Source organism: Enterobacter sp. J49 (assembly GCF_002148625.1).
Classification (GTDB): Bacteria; Pseudomonadota; Gammaproteobacteria; order Enterobacterales; family Enterobacteriaceae; genus Enterobacter; species Enterobacter ludwigii.
In genome coordinates, this window is sequence record NZ_MWPY01000030.1 from 203,643 (window position 1) to 222,377 (window position 18,735).

The window sequence follows — 18,735 nt, forward strand, 5'->3', positions numbered from 1 at the left end:
AGGAAGATGACCGACAACCTGCAACTCACACACCTGGTCGACGCCTGCCGCTGGATCGGCGCCAAAGGCTGGGCTCCCGCGACCGGCGGTAACATGTCCGTGCGTCAGGATGCACATCTGTGCTGGCTCAGTGAATCCGGTAAAGATAAAGGCAGCCTGACCACCGACGATTTTCTGCAGGTGGAGATTGCGACCAACCGTGCACCGTCTGGCCGCACGCCGTCGGCTGAAACCGGGCTTCACACGCTCATCTATCGTCTGTTTCCCGAAGCCAACGCGGTTCTGCACGTCCATACCGTCAATGCCACGGTCTTGTCGCGGCTGGTCAAAGAGCCTGAGCTGAAGATCACCGGCTTTGAGATGCAAAAATCCCTCTCCGGGCAGAGCACGCATCTGGATACGGTCGCCATCCCGGTGTTTGATAACGACCAGGATATCGACGCACTCGCCGTGCGCATTGCCGAATACGCTCAGGCGCACCCGTTTAATTATGGTTTTCTTCTGCGCGGTCATGGCTTAACCTGCTGGGGACGCGATGTGGCCGAGGCCCGCCGTCATCTGGAAGGACTGGAATTCTTATTTGAATGCGAAATGCGTTTACGACACTGGGAGAGAGTATGATTCGCGCGATTGTGACGGATATTGAAGGGACCACCAGCGATATCCGTTTTGTCCATGATGTTTTGTTCCCCTACGCGCGTGAGCGTCTGGCGGCCTTTGTGTCCGCGCAGCAGTACGCCGAGCCGGTCAAATCGATTCTGGACAACCTGCGTGATGAAATTAACCACCCGCACGCCAGCGTAAGCGACCTTATCGACACACTTTTTACGTTTATGGATGAAGACCGCAAGTCAACCGCGTTGAAGGCGCTACAGGGGATCATCTGGCACGACGGCTACGTTAACGGCGATTTTACCGGCCACCTCTACCCGGACGTACTGCCTGCGCTGGAAAAATGGAAAGCGCAGGGTATTGATCTCTATGTTTATTCCTCAGGCTCCGTCGCGGCGCAGAAACTGTTATTTGGCTACAGCGACGAAGGTGATATTACTCATCTGTTCAGCGGCTATTTTGATACCCACATCGGTGCCAAGCGCGACGTCCAGTCTTACCAGAACATTGCGGCACAAACGGGTATCCCCCCGTCGCAGATCCTGTTCCTGTCGGATATACATCAGGAGCTGGACGCCGCTGAGCTGGCAGGTTTTCGCACCCTGCAGCTGATTCGCGGCGATGATGACGGTGCAAGCCATCACCATCAGGTACACCAGTTCGACGAGATTAACCCGGAGCAGATCCCTTCATGAGCGCATTGACCATTTATTCCGATAAAGACCCCAGTCAACCTCGCTGGCACAGCACCGACGCTGCCGACATCGCCCAACAGCTCAACGCCAGAGGGGTGCGTTTTGAACGCTGGGCCGCAGACCGCGACTTAGGCCGCGATCCTGCCCCCGATGCGGTTATCGCGGCTTATCAGCATGCGATCGACACGTTAGTGGCAGAGAAAGGTTATCAGAGCTGGGATGTCATCAGCCTGCGTGCCGACAACCCTCAAAAAGAGGCGCTGCGCGCAAAGTTCCTGAACGAGCATACCCACGGGGAAGATGAAGTGCGTTTCTTTGTTGAGGGTGCGGGGCTGTTTTGCCTACACATTGGCGACGAGGTGTGTCAGGTATTGTGTGAGAAAAACGACCTGATTTCCGTGCCTGCCGGAACGCCGCACTGGTTTGATATGGGCTCAGAGCCGAACTTTACCGCCATTCGTATTTTTGATAACCCCGAGGGGTGGATTGCGCAGTTCACCGGCGATGCGATTGCGGATGCGTATCCGCGTCTGGCATGATTTTTCCCCTCTCCCTTCAGGGAGAGGGGGCGAAAAAACGTCAGTGTTTCAATCCCTTCGTATACGCCACCAGCTGGTCCAGCACAATGCCCCACCCTTCGTGGAAGCCCATCTGTTCATGCTGCTCGCGGATTTCCGCCGTTGGGTGGCGAGCAATGGCGGTATAACGCGTTTTGCCCTCCCCCACATCATCCAGCAGTAGAATGGCCGTCATAAACGGCTTTTCGGCGGGCTTCCAGCCTTCCGTATAACCGTCGGTAAAGACCAGCTTCCTGCCGGGATCGATTTCGAGAAACACACCCCGGTTATCCATCCGTTGCCCGTCTACCTCAAACACCGTGTTAAACCGCCCGCCAACGCGCAGGTCAAGATCACACTCGGTCACTTTGTGCGGAACCGGGATGAAGAAATTTTTGATGTGCTCGGGTGTCGTCCAGCAGAGCCACAGCAGATCGCGCGGGGCATCCACCACGCGTTCCAGTTTTAAGTCTGTATCAGGATCAAGCGTCACGTGACTGTCCTCCTAAAGGGAACCCCTTAAAGGATAGTCGTCCTCAGGCGAATTTCCCTTTTGCCACCTCTTCCGGCGTGACGATGCCCGTATCCAGCACCCAACCGCTTATCAATGCCGCTGGCGTTACGTCAAAGGCCGGGTTGTAGACCTGCGCGTTTTCAGGAGCCCACTGCACCGCGCCAAAGCTCCCGGCCACGCCCGTCACTTCGCTGGCCGCACGTTGTTCAATGGGGATTGCCTCACCGTTCGGGCACGCCGGGTCAAGCGTGGTATGCGGGGCGGCGACATAGAATGGAATACCGTGGAACGTTGCCAGAACCGCCAGAGAATAGGTGCCAATTTTATTCGCCACATCGCCGTTAGCCGCAATACGGTCTGCGCCCACCCACACCGCGTCAACCAGCCCTTTTGCCATCAGGCTGGCGGCCATGGAATCGGCGATCAGCTGATACGGCACGCCCAGTTCGCCGAGTTCCCATGCGGTCAGTCTTCCACCCTGCAACAGGGGGCGGGTTTCATCCACCCAGACGGTGCTGACGCGTCCTTCCTGATGCGCGCGGGCAATCACGCCGAGCGCGGTGCCAACCCCTGCCGTCGCCAGCCCGCCGGTATTGCAGTGGGTCAACACACGGCTGCCGGGTTTCACCAGCGTACTGCCGGCATTCGCGATGGCCTCGCACAGCTGCTTGTCTTCATCAATCAGACGCAGCGCTTCCGCCACCAGCGCAGGCACAAAATCCTCCTGCCAGAGAGCCAGCTTCATGCGGTCGAGGTTGTTCATCAGGTTCACCGCCGTCGGGCGGGATGCCCGCAGGGTCTCCAGCGCCACAGCCAGTTCATCACGGCTTTTGCCGTTTTCCGCCAGAAGGGCCAGCAGCAGGCTTGCAGAGAGACCAATCAGCGGTGCCCCGCGTACGCGCAGGGCGTGAATATGGCCGACCAGCGCCTCTACCGTCGAGGCGTCAAGCCAGCGTTTCTCCTGAGGAAGCGCCTGCTGATCGAGAATAAATAACTGATTCTCCGCCACTCGCAGGCTGGTCGTCTGTAATGTCTGCATGTCGTTAATTCCCTGTTGCGTTGTTGTAGCACATTGTGTCAGGATGAAATCCAGATGTATAGACGTCTAAATGTCTTTATTAGCTAAACCAGTGAGGAACAGGCAATGTCGCAATACCGTACCTTTACCGCCCAGGATGCCGTGGAGTATGCAAAGCAGTTCGGCGGCCTTGATGATCCCTCATCGCTGGTGGAGGCGCAGGAAGTGGGCGACGGTAACCTCAATCTGGTGTTCAAAATTTTCGATACCGAGGGTGTAAGCCGCATCGTTGTTAAGCAGGCGCTGCCGTATGTGCGCTGCGTCGGCGAATCCTGGCCACTGACCCTGGATCGCGCCCGCCTGGAGGCGCAAACGCTGGTGGAACACTACCAGCACAGCCCGCAGCACACGGTGAAAATCCACCACTTCGACCCCGAACTGGCGGTGATGGTGATGGAAGATCTCTCCAGCCATGCCATCTGGCGCGGGGAGCTGATCAAAAATACCTACTACCCGCAGGCGGCGCGTCAGCTGGGTGAATACCTCGCGCACACGCTGTTCCATACCAGCGACTTTTACCTGCACCCGCATGACAAGAAAGCGCAGGTCGCGAAATTCCTTAATCCGGAGATGTGCGAGATCACCGAAGATCTGTTCTTCAACGATCCGTACCAGGTCCACGAACGTAACAACTACCCTGCTGAACTGGAAAAAGACGTTGCCGCCCTGCACGATGACGCTCAGTTAAAAATTGCCGTGGCCTCGCTGAAGCACCGCTTCTTCTCACACGCTGAAGCCCTGCTGCATGGCGATATTCATAGTGGCTCGATTTTCGTGGCAGACGGCAGTCTGAAAGCCATCGACGCAGAGTTCGGCTACTTCGGCCCCATCGGTTTTGACGTCGGCACCGCCATCGGCAACCTGCTGCTCAATTTCTGCGGCCTGCCGGGGCATCTGGGTATTCGCGATGCCGCCGCGGCCCGTGAACAGCGTCTGACCGACATTCAGTCGCTGTGGAACACCTTCGCGGAGCGCTTCCAGATCCTGGCCAGTGAGAAAACGCGCGATGCGGCACTTGCTGCACCGGGCTACGCCTCTGAATTCCTGAAAAAGGTATGGAAAGACGCGATCGGATTCTGCGGCACGGAGCTGATTCGCCGCAGTGTCGGTCTGTCGCACGTGGCGGATATCGAGACCATTCAGGATGAAGCAATGCGCCACGAATGCCTGCGCCACGCGATTACGCTTGGCAAGGCGCTGATTGTGATTGCCGACCGTATCGACACCGCCGAAGATCTGGTGGCGCGGGTGCGTCAGTACAGTTAAACGCCTCGGCCCTCTCCCGATGAAGAGGGCCGTCAGAAAGACACCAGCGCGCCGTTACCCCAGATACTCAATCACCGACAATCCACCGTTATAATCCGTGCTGTAGATAATGCCCTGCGCATCGACAAACACATCGCATGACTGGATCACCTGCGGTCGATTCGGCCGCGTATCCATCATCCTCTCAGGCGCCGCCGGCACCAGCGCACCGGTTTCAACCGGACGGTAAGGATTGGTAATATCAAACGCGCGCACGCCCGCATTCTGCCAGGTCGCAAAAATCAGCGTTGAGCTGACAAAGCTTCCCGGCCGGTTCTCGTGCAGGTTGTGTGGACCAAAATGCGCCCCTTTCGCCACATAATCCCGCTCCTGCGGCTGCGGGAATGTGGAAATACTTACCGGGTTCGACGGCTCGCGAATATCAAACAGCCAGATGAACTTCTCACCGTCCTCCTGGTTATCCAGTACCGCTTCATCCAGCACCACCAGCAGGTCACGATCCGGCAATGGCAGCGCGGTATGCGTGCCACCTCCAAACGGCGGGCTCCAGTTGCGATGGCTAATCAGCTTCGGCTGCGTGCGATCCTTCACGTCCAGCAGCGTCAGTCCCCCGTCGCGCCAGCTCCCGTAAGCGGTATCCCCGGCAATAATCGCGTGGTGCAGCGCGTAGCGTTTGCCTTCCGGCCAATTGGGTTGCTCCCCGTCGGCCTGGTTCATCCCCGGCAGCCACCAGCGCCCGGCCACCTCAGGCTTTTGCGGGTCGGCCAGATCGATCGTCAGGAAAATATAGTCGGTAAAGCCATCGATCAGCGCCGAAACATACGCCCAGCGCCCACCGACGTACCAGATACGGTGAATGCCGATGCCACTCAGGGATAAAAAACCGATCTCACGCGGTTTGTCAGGGGTGGAGATATCAAACACCCGCAACCCGGCGCTCCAGCCCTTGTCCTGCACGTCGCGTACGGTTTCCCCTACCTGACGGGTGTAGTAGACCTTTTCGTCGGCGAAACGGGCATCCGCGAACAAGTCTCGCGCATTAATGACCAGCAGGAGATCGTCGTGCGCCTGAAGATGAACGTTCCAGGTGCCGGGCGGCGCGGGCATATAGCCTGCCGGTTTGGGATGTTTAGGGTCGCGCACGTCCACAATGGAAAAGCCCTGCGAGACCATATGCCCGATGTACGCGAAACCGCGATGCACCATCAGCTGCACGCCGTCCGGGCGACCGCCCTGGTCGCTATGGCCAATCAGCCGCATATTGCGGCTGTATTCAGGCGTGGGAAGCACACTCATTGATGTTTCGCTTCAAGCGTCGCAAACCACGGGGCGATAAAATCTTCGGTCTGACCCCAGCCTGGGATGATTTTCCCCAGCGACGCCACGTTCACCGCGCCTGGCTGGGCGGTCAGCAGCGCCTGCGGGATCGCCGCCGCTTTGAAATCATACGTGGCGGGTGTGGTTTCACCGGCAATCTTGTTGGCAATCAGACGTACGTTGGTTGCACCAATCAGCTTCGGATCCACCGCCACGCTCACTTTCCACGGGCTGCCTGGCTCGCGCATCAGCTGAAGATCCTGGTTTGAGATATCGATGCTGTAGAGTTTGATTTCGGTGCGGCCGTTCTCTTTCAGGGCTTTGTAGGCCCCCTGGCTGAAGGCATCCCAGGTTCCCCAGATGGCGTCAATTTTGCCTTTCGGGTATTTCGCCAGAATAGCGCCCACTTTATTCGCGGTATCTCCCTGCACGTCAGACGAAACGGCACCGATAGACTCCAGTTCTTTAATGTCCGGATACTGCTTCTGCAGCGCTTTATAGGCTGCCTGACGACGTTCCATCGGCGGGAAACCGGCAACCCACAGCTTCACGATGTTGGCTTTACCGTTGAAATCTTTCGCCAGCTGGCCGAAGGAGAGATGGGTCAGGGAAGCATCATCCTGCTGGGTCACGGTCACCCCGGGAATGTCGCCCTGAACGGCGGTATCAAACACCGACACTTTAATGCCGGCATCGACGGCTTTTTTCACCAGCGCGGTCGCATAGGGGTCGCGCCCCTGAGAGAGGATAATCCCGTCATATTTCTGGCTGATCGCCTGATTAACGAAGTCCTGGAATTTGGCATCGTCGCCATTGCTCAAAAAAGTGCTGACCTTAAAGCCGAGCTTTTTGCCTTCCTGAATGGCACCGGCGACAAACTGCGTGGTGTTGTCGTCAGAGCCGAGGTTACGGATCACCGCAATGCGGATGGGGCCGTCATGATTTGCAATGGCGGGCGGAAGCGGTGCGGGGGTTGCCGCAAGGCCTGGCAGCGACGTCAGTAACCCTAATGCCACCAGAGAGAGGGTGATTTTTTTCATTCTGTTTTCCCGTTGTGTTGTGATCAATCGTTAGCGTTTTTGTATGTAGGTAATCGCCAGCGCCACGGCGAGCACCAGCCCTTTTATAATGTCCATCGCGTAATAGGGTACGGAAAGCATCACCAGACCGTTCGACAGCACGCCAAGAATAACTGCCCCGACGAGCGTACCCAGCGCGTTCGGTTTTCCGGACCCCGCGAGCGAGAAGCCAATCCACGCCGCCGCAACCGCATCCATCAGATAGCCGCCGCCCGCATTCACCTGTGACGAGCCAATCCGCGAGGCCAGTAAAATGCCGCCTAATCCGGCGAGCAGAGAGGCAATCACGTAGGCCGCCACCTTGTAGCGCGTGGTGCGAATACCGGAGAGACGTGCCGCCTCCGGATTACCGCCGATGGCATACATGCGTCGTCCGTGGGTGGTCAGTGACAGCCCCAGCTGTGCGAGGATCGTTACCACCAGCATGATGATCACGATAGTCGGCACCTGTCCCAGCAGGCTGAACGCCGCCGGAATGGTCCCCTCAGCCATGTCGCCGCTCGGCAGCACCATGTTTTCGGTAATTGACCCGCCGTAGCTGTAGGTCATCGCCACGCCCTGGATAACAAACAGGCTGGCAAGCGTGGCAAGCATGTCCGGGATCCGCAGGATGACAATCAGAAACGCGTTAAACAGGCCAACCAGGGTACAAAGCGCCAGGGTAATCAATATCGATTCGGTGGTGCCGAAGCCGTACCAGACGAACAGTGACACCACCAGCGCGTTAGCCAGCGATGCCGTTGAACCAACCGACAGGTCAAACCCGCCGATGGTCAGCGAAATTGACACCCCGATAGCAATCACCGTCACGATGGCAATTGAGCGCAGGATATTGATAATGTTGTTCGGATCGAGGAAGTTGTCCGACGCCAGGCCAAAGATGGCCACCAGCGCCACCACGGTCAGCAACATGCCCCACTTGTAGAGAAAATCAAAAATTTGCTGACGGCCAGACGCCGCCGCCGTTACTGAAAGGGCCTTGCTCACGACGCCGTTCCTCCGGTTGAATAATAAAGTAGTGTCTCTTCGTGGGCCTCAGCCCCGGCGATTTCCGCCACGATACGTCCGTCCCACAGCACGCAAATGCGATCGCACAGCCCCACCAGTTCAGCGAATTCACCGGAGGCGTAAATCACCCCTTTGCCCTCGCGCGCCAGGCCGTCAATTAACTGGAACAGATCGGTTTTCGCTTTGACATCGACGCCTTTGGTCGGCTCATCAAAAATCAACACGCTGGCGTCGTTGCGCAGCCACTTGCCGATGGCAATCTTCTGCTGGTTGCCCCCCGACAGACGACGCAGCACCTGCCCCGGCCCACGCGCACGCACGCCGACGCGGGCAATCACCTCTTCCGCCCAGCGCCACGCCTGACGGTGGCCGAACAGGCTCCAGCGCGAGAAGCTGTTATCCGCAGTGACCGCCAGGTTCATGCTCACCGGTTCATCAATAAAAATGCCCTCTTTGCGCCGCTCCTCCGGTACCAGCGCCAGACCGCGCAATACCGAATCCGCCGGATCGCGCGGCTGCCAGGGCTGATGATTTAGCTCACCACGCGCTACACGGCTTTTGCTGGCCCCAAACAGCGCCTTGCAGAGTTCCGTTTTGCCCGCTCCCGCCAGCCCGGCAATGCCCAGAATTTCGCCTTTTCGCAGGTGCAGGGAGATATCTTTCAACAGCGCGTCATCGTGCAGCCCTTCCACGCGCAGTAACGTCTCGTCACTGTGCGCAGGACGGGCCGGCGGATAGATATCGTTAAGCTCATGGCCAAGCATCTTCTCAACGATTGCGTCACCGCTGAGGTTCGCCATCGGGCCGGATTCAATCAGCTTGCCGTCGCGCAGCACGGTTAAGGTGTCGCAAATAGCGTTCAGTTCGTGAATACGGTGAGAGATAAACACCACGCCAATCCCCTGCTTTTGCAGACGTCTCACTACGGCGAAAAGCCGTTCGCTTTCATGGCTATCCAGCGGCGCGGTCGGTTCATCCAGAATCAGAAAACGGCAGTGGTGTGAGAGCGCCCGCGCCAGCAAAATCTGCTGCTTTTCTGCCAGCGTGCAGGTGTCGACGATGCGTCGCACATCCAGAGCGATACCCAGCTGCGCCAGCGCCTGTTTCGCCTGCTGGCGGATTGCGCGCCAGCGATAGCGATGCCCCGGCTGTGCGAGCTGATCGAGCATGATGTTTTCGGCAATGCTCAGCCCTGGTATCAGCGCGACGTCCACTTCCTGCTGCACCAGGTGGATACCCAGCCGTTTGGCATCAAGCGGCTCGCGGATCGTCACCGGCTGGTTATTAATGCAGATCTCACCTTCGTAGCGATCGTAAGTGCCGCACAGCACCGCCATCAGCGTCGATTTCCCCGCGCCGTTTGCGCCGGTCAGCGCATGCACGGAGCCGCCCATTAACGTCAAATCCACGCGCGACAACGCCTGAAAGCCGGAAAAGGCCAGGCTGATACCGCGCATCTCAAGGCGACTGGAAACCATCCGCGTTAAATCCTTCTTTCATATTGTGATTTATCGAATTTTTCACAGCTCCGGTTGACTGACAACGACGGAAAAGGCATAAGATAAAGCGAAATATTATTAGCCATCCGGATGTCCAGACATAACATCGGGTTAGCGCTTGCTAAACAAAGGACAACACATGAGCAACACCGATATCCGCGTCGTGCCAGGCCCGGCGAACTATTTCTCGCATCCGGGAAGCCTTGCGCACCTGAATGAATTCTTTACGCCGGAACAGCTCTCCCGCGCGGTGTGGATTTATGGCGAACGCGCCATTGAAGGCGCGCGCCCTTTCCTGCCGGAAAGCTTTCACACACCGGGGGCGAAACATCTGCGCTTTAAAGGGCACTGCAGCGAACGTGACGTGACCGATCTGGTGACGGCGTCTGGCAATAACGCCAGCGTGGTGATTGGTGTCGGCGGTGGCGCACTGCTTGATACCGCCAAAGCGGTGGCGCGCCGTCTCGGCGTGCCGGTGGTGGCTATTCCCACCATCGCCGCCACCTGCGCCGCCTGGACGCCGCTCTCCGTCTGGTATAACGATGCCGGTCAGGCGCTGCAGTTTGAGGTGTTCGACGATGCTAACTTCCTGGTGCTGGTGGAACCGCACATTATCCTCAATGCCCCAGCGGAGTACCTGCTGGCAGGCATCGGCGATACGCTGGCGAAGTGGTATGAAGCGGTGGTCCTGGCCCCTCAACCCGAACACCTGCCCCTGACCGTACGTCTGGGGATCAACGGCGCGCTGGCGATCCGCGACGTGCTGCTTTCCCGTAGCGAAGAGGCGCTGGCCGACCAGCAGCGTGGCGAAGCGACGCAGGCGTTCAGGGACGTTGTGGATGCCATTATTGCCGGGGGCGGAATGGTGGGCGGTCTGGGCGAGCGCTATACCCGCGTGGCGGCCGCGCATGCGGTGCACAACGGTTTAACCGTTTTGCCGCAAACGGAAAAATACCTGCACGGTACCAAAGTGGCCTACGGCATCCTGGTGCAAAGTGCGCTGCTCGGCCAGGATGACGTGCTGGCCGAGCTGGTAGCGGCCTATCAGCGCTTTACCCTGCCCACCACGCTTCGCGAACTGGAGGTGGATATCAACAACCGCGACGAGCTGGACAAGGTCATTGCCCATACGCTGCGCCCGGTGGAATCTATCCACTATTTGCCGGTCGCGCTCACCCCAGCGGTTTTGCGCGCCGCGTTTGAGAAAGTGGAATCCTTCAGCCGTTAATCGTTCCGACCGACTATACCTAATGATGATTCTCATCACTCTCGCAACGAGGTCATCATGCAGATCGATTTAACAGGTAAGAAGGCGCTGGTTACCGGCGCCAGCCGTGGGTTGGGTCGTGCCATCGCACTTTCACTGGCACGCGCCGGTGCCGATGTGGTTATTACGTATGAAAAATCCGCCGACAAAGCCCAGGCGGTCACCGAAGAGATAAAGGCGCTTGGGCGCCACAGCGAGGCGATTCAGGCCGACAGCGCCAGCGCACAGGCCATTCAGGATGCGGTTACCCATGCGGCACGCTCCCTGGGCGGGCTGGATATTCTGGTCAATAACGCCGGGATCGCACGCGGCGGCCCGCTGGAGTCCATGACGCTGGCGGATATTGACGCCCTGATTAACGTCAATATCCGGGGCGTGGTGATTGCCATTCAGGAAGCGCTGGTGCATATGTCTGACGGCGGGCGCATTATCAACATCGGCAGTTGCCTGGCAAACCGTGTGGCGATGCCCGGTATTGCCGTCTATTCGATGACCAAATCTGCACTCAACTCCCTTACCCGGGGTCTGGCTCGCGATCTCGGCCCGCGCGGCATCACCGTGAACCTTGTGCATCCTGGCCCGACAAACAGCGATATGAACCCGGAGGATGGAGAACAGGCTGAATCTCAGCGCCAGATGATTGCGGTGGGACATTACGGCCAGCCGGAAGACATCGCCGCCGCGGTCACCTTCCTGGCCAGTCCTGCCGCCGGACAAATATCCGGCACGGGACTGGATGTCGATGGCGGGTTAAACGCCTGATCGCATGTTGAATGTAAACAAAAGCAGATTAGCCTTTGTTTACCGAAAGAGGGTTAACAGCACTTCGCGCCGCCCTTGCCGCCGTAACGGGCGTCCTGGCGGTCGCGGAAGAAAGCTTCATAGGTCATTGGCGTCTGGTCAGGGTGGTTGACGCGCATATGCTCGACGTAGTTGTCGTAATCCGGTACGCCGATCATCATTTTGGCGGCCTGGCCCAGGTATTTTCCTGCTTTGGAGAGGGTGTCGAACATAGTGGATGTCTCGTCTTTTATCCCCTCTCCCCGGCGGGGAGAGGGTGAGGTTGAGCGATTAATGCGCCCCTTTCGCCTGGGTCACAATCTCTTCCAGGTTCTCAGGCATTGGCTCATACGGTGTCTCTTTTGCCGTCGGCTTGTCTTCTTTCAGCGCCGCCAGTGCAGTCTTCAGAGAATACAACGCCAGCACCACAACCACCACCATAAAGAAGATGGTCAGTCCGGCGTCCAGACGGTTGTTAAACACCAGCTGCGACAGCTGTGATTCCGTATATTGCGCCGGGATCTTACCGCTGTCGATCATCGCCTGGAACTTGTTGGCGATAGCCAGGAAGCCCACCTTGTTGTCCGGGCTGAAGGCTTTCTGCCAGCCTGCCGTCAGGGTACAAATCAGCAGCCATGCGGTTGGCAGTAACGCCACCCACGCATAACGCTGACGCTTCATCTTGAACAGCACTACCGCACAGAGCATCAGCGCCATGCCCGCCAGCATCTGGTTGGCAATACCAAACAGCGGCCACAGGGTGTTAATCCCCCCCAGCGGATCGACGACGCCCTGATGGAGGAAATATCCCCACGCCAGTACGCACAGCGCCGTTGCCAGCAGGTTCGCCGGTAATGAATCGGTACGTTTCAGGTTCGGTGAGATCACCCCCAGCAGATCCTGCAGCATAAAGCGTGCCGCACGCGTTCCTGCATCCACCGCCGTCAGAATAAACAGCGCTTCAAACAGAATGGCGAAGTGATACCAGAACGACACGTCCATCAGCCCGCCCAGCGCGCCGTGCAGAATATACGCCATGCCCACCGCCAGCGTTGGCGCGCCCCCCGCACGGGAAATAATTGACTGCTCGCCCACTTCACTGGCGATATGGGTCAACGTGTCAGGGGTAATGGCAAAGCCCCAGCCGCTTACCACCTGCGCGGCAGAGGCCACCACGTCAACGGTGCCGGCCGGTGCCAGCAGCGCCATTGGGCTGTTCATCGCGAAGTAAACGCCCGGGTCGATAATACAGGCCGAGACCAGCGCCATTATCGCCACGAACGATTCCATCAGCATGCCGCCGTAGCCAATCAGGCAGGCCTGATTCTCATTGGCGAGCATTTTCGGCGTGGTACCGGAGGCAATCAGCGCGTGGAAACCAGACACCGCGCCACAGGCGATGGTGATAAACAGGAACGGGAACAGGTTGCCGGTCCAGACCGGGCCGGTGCCATCAATAAATTTGGTCAGCGCAGGCATGGTCAGCGTTGGGCGCATAATCAAAATGCCGATTGCCAGCCCCACAATCGTGCCGATTTTCAGGAAGGTGGAGAGGTAATCGCGCGGGGCCAGCAGCAGCCACACCGGCAGCACCGCCGCCACAAATCCGTACCCTACCAGCATCCACGTCAGCTGTACGCCGGTGAAATCGAAGAACGGCGCCCACGTCGGGCTCTCAGCCACCCAGCCGCCGGAGATAATGGCAAACACCAGAAAGACCAGGCCGATGACCGACACTTCACCAATGCGTCCCGGACGCAGGTAGCGAATGTAGATCCCCATAAACAGCGCCAGCGGAATGGTAAAGGCCACGGTATAGGTTCCCCACGGACTGTGGGTCAGCGCTTTCACCACGATCATCGCCAGCACCGCGAGGATGATCACCATGATCATAAAGGTCGCGACCAGGGCGATCACCCCGGCCGTGGCTCCCATCTCCTCTTTCACCAGCTCACCGAGCGAACGTCCGTCGCGGCGGGTGGAGACGAACAGCACCATAAAGTCCTGCACCGCACCGGCCAGCACGACGCCCGCGAGGATCCAGATCATCCCCGGCAGATAACCCATCTGCGCCGCCAGGACTGGCCCCACCAGCGGGCCCGCGCCGGCAATCGCCGCAAAATGGTGACCGAACAGCACTTTCTTGTCGGTAGGCACATAGTCCAGACCGTCGTTATGACGAACCGCAGGCGTCATGCGCGTGCCGTCGACCCCTAACACCGTCTTCGCGATATAGCGGCCATAAAAACGGTACGCGATCAGATAAATACAGACCGAGGCGACAACGATCCACAGCGCGTTAATCTGTTCCCCCCGGTTGAGGGCGATATAGCCCAGGGCAAATGCTCCCACAACGGAGAGCCCTGCCCACGTAAGGTATTTCCCTGAGTTGTTCATAGTTGTTGTCCGTTGTTGTGAAACAGTGAGATGTTACATTTTGTTTCTAGAACAACGCTCAAAATTTAACAACTTTGAAACGCAATAATGCGTGGTCAAACCAGACATTTACACCACATTGTTAAGCCGATCACCTTCCGCTGAAACCCCCCTGCCGCCATGGGTCACACTTTTGCCTTTTTCGTCCCGACACCGCCTTACGAAATGATTTGTATCATTTTTTTTGCTCAAAACCTCGCCAGAATGACCCTGCGCAATTGCGTGCATACAAGGAAAAGGATATGAACAGTTCAGTACCTCAGGATCTCAAGGTCGGGCCCGGCGCGTACGTTGCGCTGGCATTCGCAGCCGTTTTCTTCTCTGGCCTGCTGGGCGGAAAAGAGTGGTACGGCGTGTTTGATTTCACCACCCTCAACGGTGCGTTTGGCAAGGTGGTCAGCAAGGCCAGCCTTGAAGACGGCACCCTGACCACCGCCACCAGCGCCTTTCGCGGTACCGGTGGCAGTGGCGCAATGGACGGGTTTCTCTTTGCGCTCGGTTTAATTCCGGCCGTGATGTTTGCGCTCGGGATGATCAACGTGCTGGAGCACTATGGTGCGCTGCGTGCAGCACGTAAGCTGTTAACGCCGCTGCTGCGCCCGCTGCTGGGCATTCCCGGTACCACCGGGCTGGCGCTGATTGGCAGCCTGCAGAGCACCGATGTGGGTGCATCCCTCACCCGCAACCTGTCCGATGAAGGGCAGATTAGCGAAAAAGAGAAAGACGTTTTCGCCATGTTTCAGTTCTCCGCCGGGGCGATGATCACCAACTTTTTCTCCTCTGGTGCCATCCTCTTTACCCTGGTCGCCGTTGACGGGACGGCCGCGGTGCCAACCTCCATTGGTGCCTGCATCGCCGTGATGTTCATCATGAAGATTGTTGGCGCAAATCTGCTGCGCCTGATCCTGACCGTCATCGGCAAAGATGCCCCTGAGCAACAACCGACACAAGGAGAGACCGTATGAGTGCCCCACAATCTCATCCCGTGATTACCGATGTGTTTGTCGAAGGCGCACGCAAGGGCTGGAGTATTGCCACCGGCAGCACCCTGCCCAACGTGGTCATGGCTTTTATCATCATCAAGGCGCTGGAAATTACCGGGGCGCTGAAAGGGCTGGGGATGATCTTCTCCCCGCTGATGGGCCTGTTTGGCCTGCCGGGTGAAGCGGCTGCCGTGCTGATTGGCGGCTGGATGTCGATGGGCGGCGGTATCGGCGTGGCGATCGGCCTGTTTGATAAAGGCATTATTACCGGCGAGCACCTGGCGATTCTGGCACCTGCTATCTATCTGATGGGCTCACAGGTGCAGTATCTCGGCCGCATTCTGGGTGTGATCGGCACCCGCGCCAAACGTATTCCGCTGATGATTGCCATTTCGGTCATCAATGCCTTCTTAGCCATGCTGCTGATGCGCATTATTCTCTGAACAGGACGTTAATATGAACCTTGACCATTATATTGAAGAGCTGAAAACCCTGGTGAACGTGGACTGCGGCACCCGTACTGTCGCAGGCGTCGAAACCGTGGCTGGCATTATTGAAACGCTCTGGCAGCGCGAAGGCTGGCACACCGAACGGGTCAATCTGGGCGACAAGGTTGGCCCGGGCGTATTCGTCAGTAATAAGCCACAGGCGGCACAGTTCGACGTTCTGCTGGTCGGCCATCTTGATACGGTATTTGCCCCCGGCACCGTCGCCGAGCGTCCGCTGAGCGAGGACGCCACCCGTCTTTATGGCCCTGGCGTATCGGATATGAAGAGCGGCCTGCTGAATATCTTGTGGGCGATGCGTGAGCTGGACGCAGCCGACCACGATCGTCTGGCCATTGCGATCGCCATGAATCCCGACGAGGAGACCGGCTCCGTCTATTCACACGAATGGATTGGCGAACTGGCAAAACGCGCCCGCTGCGTGCTGGTATGCGAAGCCGCGCGCGCCGACGGTTCGCTGGTGAAGGCTCGCAAAGGGATGGCGGGCTATCACCTGACGTTCAGCGGCGTGGCGGCACACGCGGGTAACGAACCGGAGAAAGGCCGCTCGGCGATAACCGCCCTGGCAAACAGCATTATTGCCATTAATGCCCTGACCGACCAGGAACGTGGCACCACGCTCAACGTCGGCGTGATCCACGGCGGCAGCGCGGCAAACGTGGTGGCCGATAAAGCCGTTGCCGAGCTGGACGTGCGTTTCTGGGAAAACGATGAGTACAGCCGGGTGAACCAGGCGCTGGAGGCATTGTGTGAAAAAGGCTTTTTAGAGGGCGTCACGACCTCGCTGACGCGCGTGAACCACAAACCGGCGATGGCAGCGAGTAAAGCCACGCAGGCGCTGATGCAGCAGGTTGAAGCGGCAGGTCAGGCGGAAGGAATAGCCATTACCTGGCAGGCGGTCGGTGGTGGCAGTGATGCCAACCACACCGCCGCGCTGGGCATTCCGACCCTGGACGGGCTGGGGCCGATCGGTGCCGGGTTCCACAGCCCGGCGGAGTGGCTGGATAAAGCGTCGATTGCGCCGAGAATACGCTTGTTGAAGCGGGTGATTTCGATGCTGTAAGTCTTACCCCTCTCCCCAACGGGGAGAGGGGTATTGACCGTGCAACGCTAGCCCAAAATTTGGGTACTCAACCGGCAGGTACAGCACCGCCGTCCCTGCTCGTCGAACACCACAATCTCCCAGCTCTGGCTGGTTCGCCCAAGATGCAACGGCTGACACACTCCGCGCACCTTCCCATGCGATACCGCGCGATGGTGCGTTGCGTTCAGCTCCGTTCCCACCACGCTTTGTCCGTCGCGGGTCATCAGAAACCCGGCCATCGACCCCAGCGTTTCCGCCAGCGCCGCCGACGCCCCGCCGTGCAACAGACCGAACGGCTGATGGGTACGCGCATCCACGGGCATTTCGGCCTCAAGCGTATCGTCACCGATGCGGGTATAGACAATGCCCAGATGCGCCACCATGGAGTTCAGACTGGTGGCGTTCATTTCTTCACGCGATAAGTGACGTTTCCAGATCATCTACGCCCCCAGCGTGGAGCCGCCGTCCACCACGATATCCTGCAACGTGATATGGCTGGCAGCATCGGAGGCGAGGAACAGCACCGTGCTGGCAATCTCCTGCGGACGGGCGATTTTGCCCAGCGGAATACCGAGCTTGAACTGCTCGCCAAAGCCGCGAATACGCTGCTGCTCAGCATCGTCGCTTTTCCACAGGGTGCGCTGCATATCGGTATCCGTTGACCCGGGCGACACCAGATTACAGCGCACGCCACTGCCCGCCAGCTCAAGCCCGACGGTCAGCGCCAGGCTTTTTAGCGCCGCTTTCGACGCACCGTAGGCGCTCATGCCGATACGCGGCGTGTGGGCCGCGTCAGACGCCACGGTGACAATCGCCCCGCTTTGCTGGCGACGGAACTGGCCCATCGTCTGCTGGAACAGATTAAATGCCCCGCCGACATTAACCGCGAAGGTCTGCTGCCAGTCCTCCTGCGCAATCTGGTCGGTCGCGCCCATACGCAGTATTCCCGCCGCGTTCACCAGCACGTCCAGACGCTCAAGCCTTGCCAGCGCGCGCCCGCACACCTCGCGGACCTGTGCGGCATCCGCGATGTCCAGCGTTTCGGTGGCAAAGGGATACGCTTCCTGCGGGAAGGCCAGGTCAAATCCGGTGACCTGCGCGCCCGCTTCAACAAACGCCCGCGCCGTCGCGTAACCGATGCCCTTACCCGCGCCCGTTACCCAGACGGTTTTGCCGGTAAAATCGAACCCCGCCATCACTTCACCTCGCGGGAGAGCAGCGCCCACCAGGCGTCGAGGGTGGGGTTTTTCGCCAGCATCACGAAGTCGATATCGCCGTGCACTTTGCGCCAGCGGGCGGCCAGCGCCATCATGCGCACCGAGTCCAGACCGTAGTCGATCAGGTTTTCGTCATCCATCGGCTCATCTGATTCATCCAGCAGCGGCAGGATGATGTCACGCAGCGCCGCTTTCGTGGCCGGAATGGACGGCAGCAGGTCGTCCGTCATAACCACCCGGCCGGCGCGCCCTGCGACGTAGTTCAGGGACATCAGGTGCTCATCGCGGGTAAAATCGGCCAGCGCATCGGCGATAAAGAACGGTTTGATATCCCGCATAAAGGCGTCTGTAGCGGTCGTCATGCAGCCAATATGGGCGTAAACCCCGGTGATCAGCAGCTGGTTGCGTCCCGTCTCTTTCAGCATCAACTCCAGCGGCGAGCGGTGGAACGCGCTGTAGCGCCACTTCACCAGTACCGTATCGGCTTCATCCGGCGTCAGCTGAGACACAATGCGCTGCTGCTCTGGTGAGCGGGTCAGCCCCGGTCCCCACATATCGTTCAGCAGGGCGCGGTCTTCATCGCTCTGCGCTTTCGGCTGCGCGGTGTAGTAAACCGGAATATTGTGTTGCTTGCAGTAATCGCGAAGTCTGGCGATATTCGCGACCACCTGGGCCATCATCGGGCTGTTTTCGCCCCAGAAGTTCAGGAAATACTCCTGCATATCATGGATCAACAGCGCGGCACGTTCAGGCTCAAACGCCCAGTTCACTTTGTTGTCTGGCAGGTCTGCAGCCGTCGGCAGCGCATAAGCGGTTAATTGTGGAATGGCCATACTC

General features: G+C 58.6%; 20 protein-coding genes. 9 read left to right on the forward strand and 11 right to left on the reverse strand.

The features are described 5' to 3' along the window. Window positions 1–6: 6 nt before the first annotated feature. Genes BJP35_RS09865 through BJP35_RS09875 form a run of 3 tightly spaced genes read left to right on the forward strand, consistent with a single transcriptional unit; the run spans window position 7 to window position 1,846 of the window. Window positions 7–621 carry a methylthioribulose 1-phosphate dehydratase gene (locus BJP35_RS09865; RefSeq protein ID WP_020885012.1) on the forward strand — a complete coding sequence of 205 codons (615 nt, stop codon included), beginning with the start codon at window positions 7–9 and terminating at the stop codon, window positions 619–621. Continuing rightward, on the forward strand, window positions 618–1,307 hold the full coding sequence (mtnC, locus tag BJP35_RS09870) for an acireductone synthase (RefSeq protein WP_047743947.1): 690 nt from the start codon (window positions 618–620) through the stop codon (window positions 1,305–1,307). Before BJP35_RS09865 ends, mtnC begins: the two co-directional genes overlap by 4 nt. After that, entirely contained in the window at window positions 1,304–1,846 is a 543-nt protein-coding gene (locus tag BJP35_RS09875) for an acireductone dioxygenase (protein WP_014169089.1), read from the forward strand. Before mtnC ends, BJP35_RS09875 begins: the two co-directional genes overlap by 4 nt. A gap of 40 nt (window positions 1,847–1,886) precedes the next feature. On the opposite strand, the gene BJP35_RS09880 is transcribed toward BJP35_RS09875, so the two are convergent. Then, a complete protein-coding gene (locus BJP35_RS09880; protein WP_014169088.1) occupies window positions 1,887–2,357 on the reverse strand; it encodes an SRPBCC family protein in 471 nt (156 codons plus the stop codon). A 43-nt stretch (window positions 2,358–2,400) separates the two neighbouring features. After that, the gene (gene mtnA, locus BJP35_RS09885) at window positions 2,401–3,417 is read right to left on the reverse strand and encodes an S-methyl-5-thioribose-1-phosphate isomerase (protein ID WP_047743949.1); all 1,017 of its coding nucleotides are present in this window, start codon (window positions 3,415–3,417) and stop codon (window positions 2,401–2,403) included. Between the two features lie 105 nt (window positions 3,418–3,522). Between mtnA and mtnK the strand changes: the two genes are divergently transcribed. Beyond that, window positions 3,523–4,722, forward strand: a complete 1,200-nt coding sequence (gene mtnK, locus BJP35_RS09890) for an S-methyl-5-thioribose kinase (protein ID WP_047743951.1) — start codon at window positions 3,523–3,525, stop codon at window positions 4,720–4,722. Between the two features lie 54 nt (window positions 4,723–4,776). Here mtnK and BJP35_RS09895 read toward each other — a convergent pair whose 3' ends face one another. Genes BJP35_RS09895 through BJP35_RS09910 form a run of 4 tightly spaced genes read right to left on the reverse strand, consistent with a single transcriptional unit; the run spans window position 4,777 to window position 9,604 of the window. Continuing rightward, window positions 4,777–6,018 carry an LVIVD repeat-containing protein gene (locus tag BJP35_RS09895; RefSeq protein WP_047743953.1) on the reverse strand — a complete coding sequence of 414 codons (1,242 nt, stop codon included), beginning with the start codon at window positions 6,016–6,018 and terminating at the stop codon, window positions 4,777–4,779. Beyond that, the gene (locus BJP35_RS09900) at window positions 6,015–7,079 is read right to left on the reverse strand and encodes a sugar ABC transporter substrate-binding protein (RefSeq protein ID WP_020885017.1); all 1,065 of its coding nucleotides are present in this window, start codon (window positions 7,077–7,079) and stop codon (window positions 6,015–6,017) included. The genes BJP35_RS09895 and BJP35_RS09900 overlap by 4 nt, the downstream gene beginning before the upstream one ends. 30 nt (window positions 7,080–7,109) lie before the next feature. Beyond that, window positions 7,110–8,105: an ABC transporter permease gene (locus tag BJP35_RS09905; RefSeq protein ID WP_025204689.1), complete on the reverse strand. Its 996-nt coding sequence runs from the start codon at window positions 8,103–8,105 to the stop codon at window positions 7,110–7,112. Then, on the reverse strand, window positions 8,102–9,604 hold the full coding sequence (locus BJP35_RS09910; protein ID WP_020885019.1) for a sugar ABC transporter ATP-binding protein: 1,503 nt from the start codon (window positions 9,602–9,604) through the stop codon (window positions 8,102–8,104). The genes BJP35_RS09905 and BJP35_RS09910 overlap by 4 nt, the downstream gene beginning before the upstream one ends. A gap of 160 nt (window positions 9,605–9,764) precedes the next feature. Here BJP35_RS09910 and BJP35_RS09915 point away from each other — a divergent pair, with 160 nt between their 5' ends. Further along, window positions 9,765–10,853 carry an oxidoreductase gene (locus BJP35_RS09915; RefSeq protein ID WP_047743957.1) on the forward strand — a complete coding sequence of 363 codons (1,089 nt, stop codon included), beginning with the start codon at window positions 9,765–9,767 and terminating at the stop codon, window positions 10,851–10,853. Between the two features lie 57 nt (window positions 10,854–10,910). Continuing rightward, window positions 10,911–11,654 carry an SDR family NAD(P)-dependent oxidoreductase gene (locus tag BJP35_RS09920; RefSeq protein ID WP_014169080.1) on the forward strand — a complete coding sequence of 248 codons (744 nt, stop codon included), beginning with the start codon at window positions 10,911–10,913 and terminating at the stop codon, window positions 11,652–11,654. Window positions 11,655–11,707: 53 nt separating this feature from the next. Here BJP35_RS09920 and BJP35_RS09925 read toward each other — a convergent pair whose 3' ends face one another. Next, the gene (locus BJP35_RS09925; protein WP_014169079.1) at window positions 11,708–11,905 is read right to left on the reverse strand and encodes a YbdD/YjiX family protein; all 198 of its coding nucleotides are present in this window, start codon (window positions 11,903–11,905) and stop codon (window positions 11,708–11,710) included. A 58-nt stretch (window positions 11,906–11,963) separates the two neighbouring features. Further along, window positions 11,964–14,069 carry a pyruvate/proton symporter CstA gene (gene cstA, locus BJP35_RS09930; RefSeq protein WP_047743961.1) on the reverse strand — a complete coding sequence of 702 codons (2,106 nt, stop codon included), beginning with the start codon at window positions 14,067–14,069 and terminating at the stop codon, window positions 11,964–11,966. Between the two features lie 281 nt (window positions 14,070–14,350). Between cstA and BJP35_RS09935 the strand changes: the two genes are divergently transcribed. The 3 genes from BJP35_RS09935 to BJP35_RS09945 are packed head-to-tail and all read left to right on the forward strand — an operon-like array spanning window position 14,351 to window position 16,660. Then, window positions 14,351–15,073: a nucleoside recognition domain-containing protein gene (locus BJP35_RS09935; RefSeq protein ID WP_020885022.1), complete on the forward strand. Its 723-nt coding sequence runs from the start codon at window positions 14,351–14,353 to the stop codon at window positions 15,071–15,073. Continuing rightward, window positions 15,070–15,534: a YjiG family protein gene (locus tag BJP35_RS09940; RefSeq protein WP_014169076.1), complete on the forward strand. Its 465-nt coding sequence runs from the start codon at window positions 15,070–15,072 to the stop codon at window positions 15,532–15,534. The genes BJP35_RS09935 and BJP35_RS09940 overlap by 4 nt, the downstream gene beginning before the upstream one ends. 13 nt (window positions 15,535–15,547) lie before the next feature. Then, the gene (locus tag BJP35_RS09945; RefSeq protein WP_079231288.1) at window positions 15,548–16,660 is read left to right on the forward strand and encodes a M20 family metallopeptidase; all 1,113 of its coding nucleotides are present in this window, start codon (window positions 15,548–15,550) and stop codon (window positions 16,658–16,660) included. Between the two features lie 47 nt (window positions 16,661–16,707). Here the strand turns inward: BJP35_RS09945 and entH are convergent, their stop codons facing one another. The 3 genes from entH to BJP35_RS09960 are packed head-to-tail and all read right to left on the reverse strand — an operon-like array spanning window position 16,708 to window position 18,731. After that, window positions 16,708–17,121: a proofreading thioesterase EntH gene (entH, locus tag BJP35_RS09950; protein ID WP_014169074.1), complete on the reverse strand. Its 414-nt coding sequence runs from the start codon at window positions 17,119–17,121 to the stop codon at window positions 16,708–16,710. After that, the gene (gene entA, locus BJP35_RS09955; RefSeq protein WP_020885024.1) at window positions 17,122–17,877 is read right to left on the reverse strand and encodes a 2,3-dihydro-2,3-dihydroxybenzoate dehydrogenase EntA; all 756 of its coding nucleotides are present in this window, start codon (window positions 17,875–17,877) and stop codon (window positions 17,122–17,124) included. Beyond that, window positions 17,877–18,731: an isochorismatase gene (locus BJP35_RS09960; protein WP_014169072.1), complete on the reverse strand. Its 855-nt coding sequence runs from the start codon at window positions 18,729–18,731 to the stop codon at window positions 17,877–17,879. Before BJP35_RS09960 ends, entA begins: the two co-directional genes overlap by 1 nt. Window positions 18,732–18,735 lie beyond the last annotated feature (4 nt).

What these genes read in the sequence shown, in the direction of transcription:
- BJP35_RS09910 (WP_020885019.1), bottom strand. Translation starts at nt 9,604, where the DNA reads ATGGTTTCCAGTCGCCTTGAGATGCGCGGTATCAGCCTGGCCTTTTCC.
- BJP35_RS09940 (WP_014169076.1), top strand. Translation starts at nt 15,070, where the DNA reads ATGAGTGCCCCACAATCTCATCCCGTGATTACCGATGTGTTTGTCGAA.
- BJP35_RS09960 (WP_014169072.1), bottom strand. Translation starts at nt 18,731, where the DNA reads ATGGCCATTCCACAATTAACCGCTTATGCGCTGCCGACGGCTGCAGAC.
- mtnK (WP_047743951.1), top strand. Translation starts at nt 3,523, where the DNA reads ATGTCGCAATACCGTACCTTTACCGCCCAGGATGCCGTGGAGTATGCA.
- BJP35_RS09920 (WP_014169080.1), top strand. Translation starts at nt 10,911, where the DNA reads ATGCAGATCGATTTAACAGGTAAGAAGGCGCTGGTTACCGGCGCCAGC.
- mtnC (WP_047743947.1), top strand. Translation starts at nt 618, where the DNA reads ATGATTCGCGCGATTGTGACGGATATTGAAGGGACCACCAGCGATATC.
- cstA (WP_047743961.1), bottom strand. Translation starts at nt 14,069, where the DNA reads ATGAACAACTCAGGGAAATACCTTACGTGGGCAGGGCTCTCCGTTGTG.
- BJP35_RS09895 (WP_047743953.1), bottom strand. Translation starts at nt 6,018, where the DNA reads ATGAGTGTGCTTCCCACGCCTGAATACAGCCGCAATATGCGGCTGATT.
- BJP35_RS09875 (WP_014169089.1), top strand. Translation starts at nt 1,304, where the DNA reads ATGAGCGCATTGACCATTTATTCCGATAAAGACCCCAGTCAACCTCGC.
- BJP35_RS09935 (WP_020885022.1), top strand. Translation starts at nt 14,351, where the DNA reads ATGAACAGTTCAGTACCTCAGGATCTCAAGGTCGGGCCCGGCGCGTAC.
- entH (WP_014169074.1), bottom strand. Translation starts at nt 17,121, where the DNA reads ATGATCTGGAAACGTCACTTATCGCGTGAAGAAATGAACGCCACCAGT.
- mtnA (WP_047743949.1), bottom strand. Translation starts at nt 3,417, where the DNA reads ATGCAGACATTACAGACGACCAGCCTGCGAGTGGCGGAGAATCAGTTA.
- entA (WP_020885024.1), bottom strand. Translation starts at nt 17,877, where the DNA reads ATGGCGGGGTTCGATTTTACCGGCAAAACCGTCTGGGTAACGGGCGCG.
- BJP35_RS09865 (WP_020885012.1), top strand. Translation starts at nt 7, where the DNA reads ATGACCGACAACCTGCAACTCACACACCTGGTCGACGCCTGCCGCTGG.
- BJP35_RS09915 (WP_047743957.1), top strand. Translation starts at nt 9,765, where the DNA reads ATGAGCAACACCGATATCCGCGTCGTGCCAGGCCCGGCGAACTATTTC.
- BJP35_RS09925 (WP_014169079.1), bottom strand. Translation starts at nt 11,905, where the DNA reads ATGTTCGACACCCTCTCCAAAGCAGGAAAATACCTGGGCCAGGCCGCC.
- BJP35_RS09945 (WP_079231288.1), top strand. Translation starts at nt 15,548, where the DNA reads ATGAACCTTGACCATTATATTGAAGAGCTGAAAACCCTGGTGAACGTG.
- BJP35_RS09900 (WP_020885017.1), bottom strand. Translation starts at nt 7,079, where the DNA reads ATGAAAAAAATCACCCTCTCTCTGGTGGCATTAGGGTTACTGACGTCG.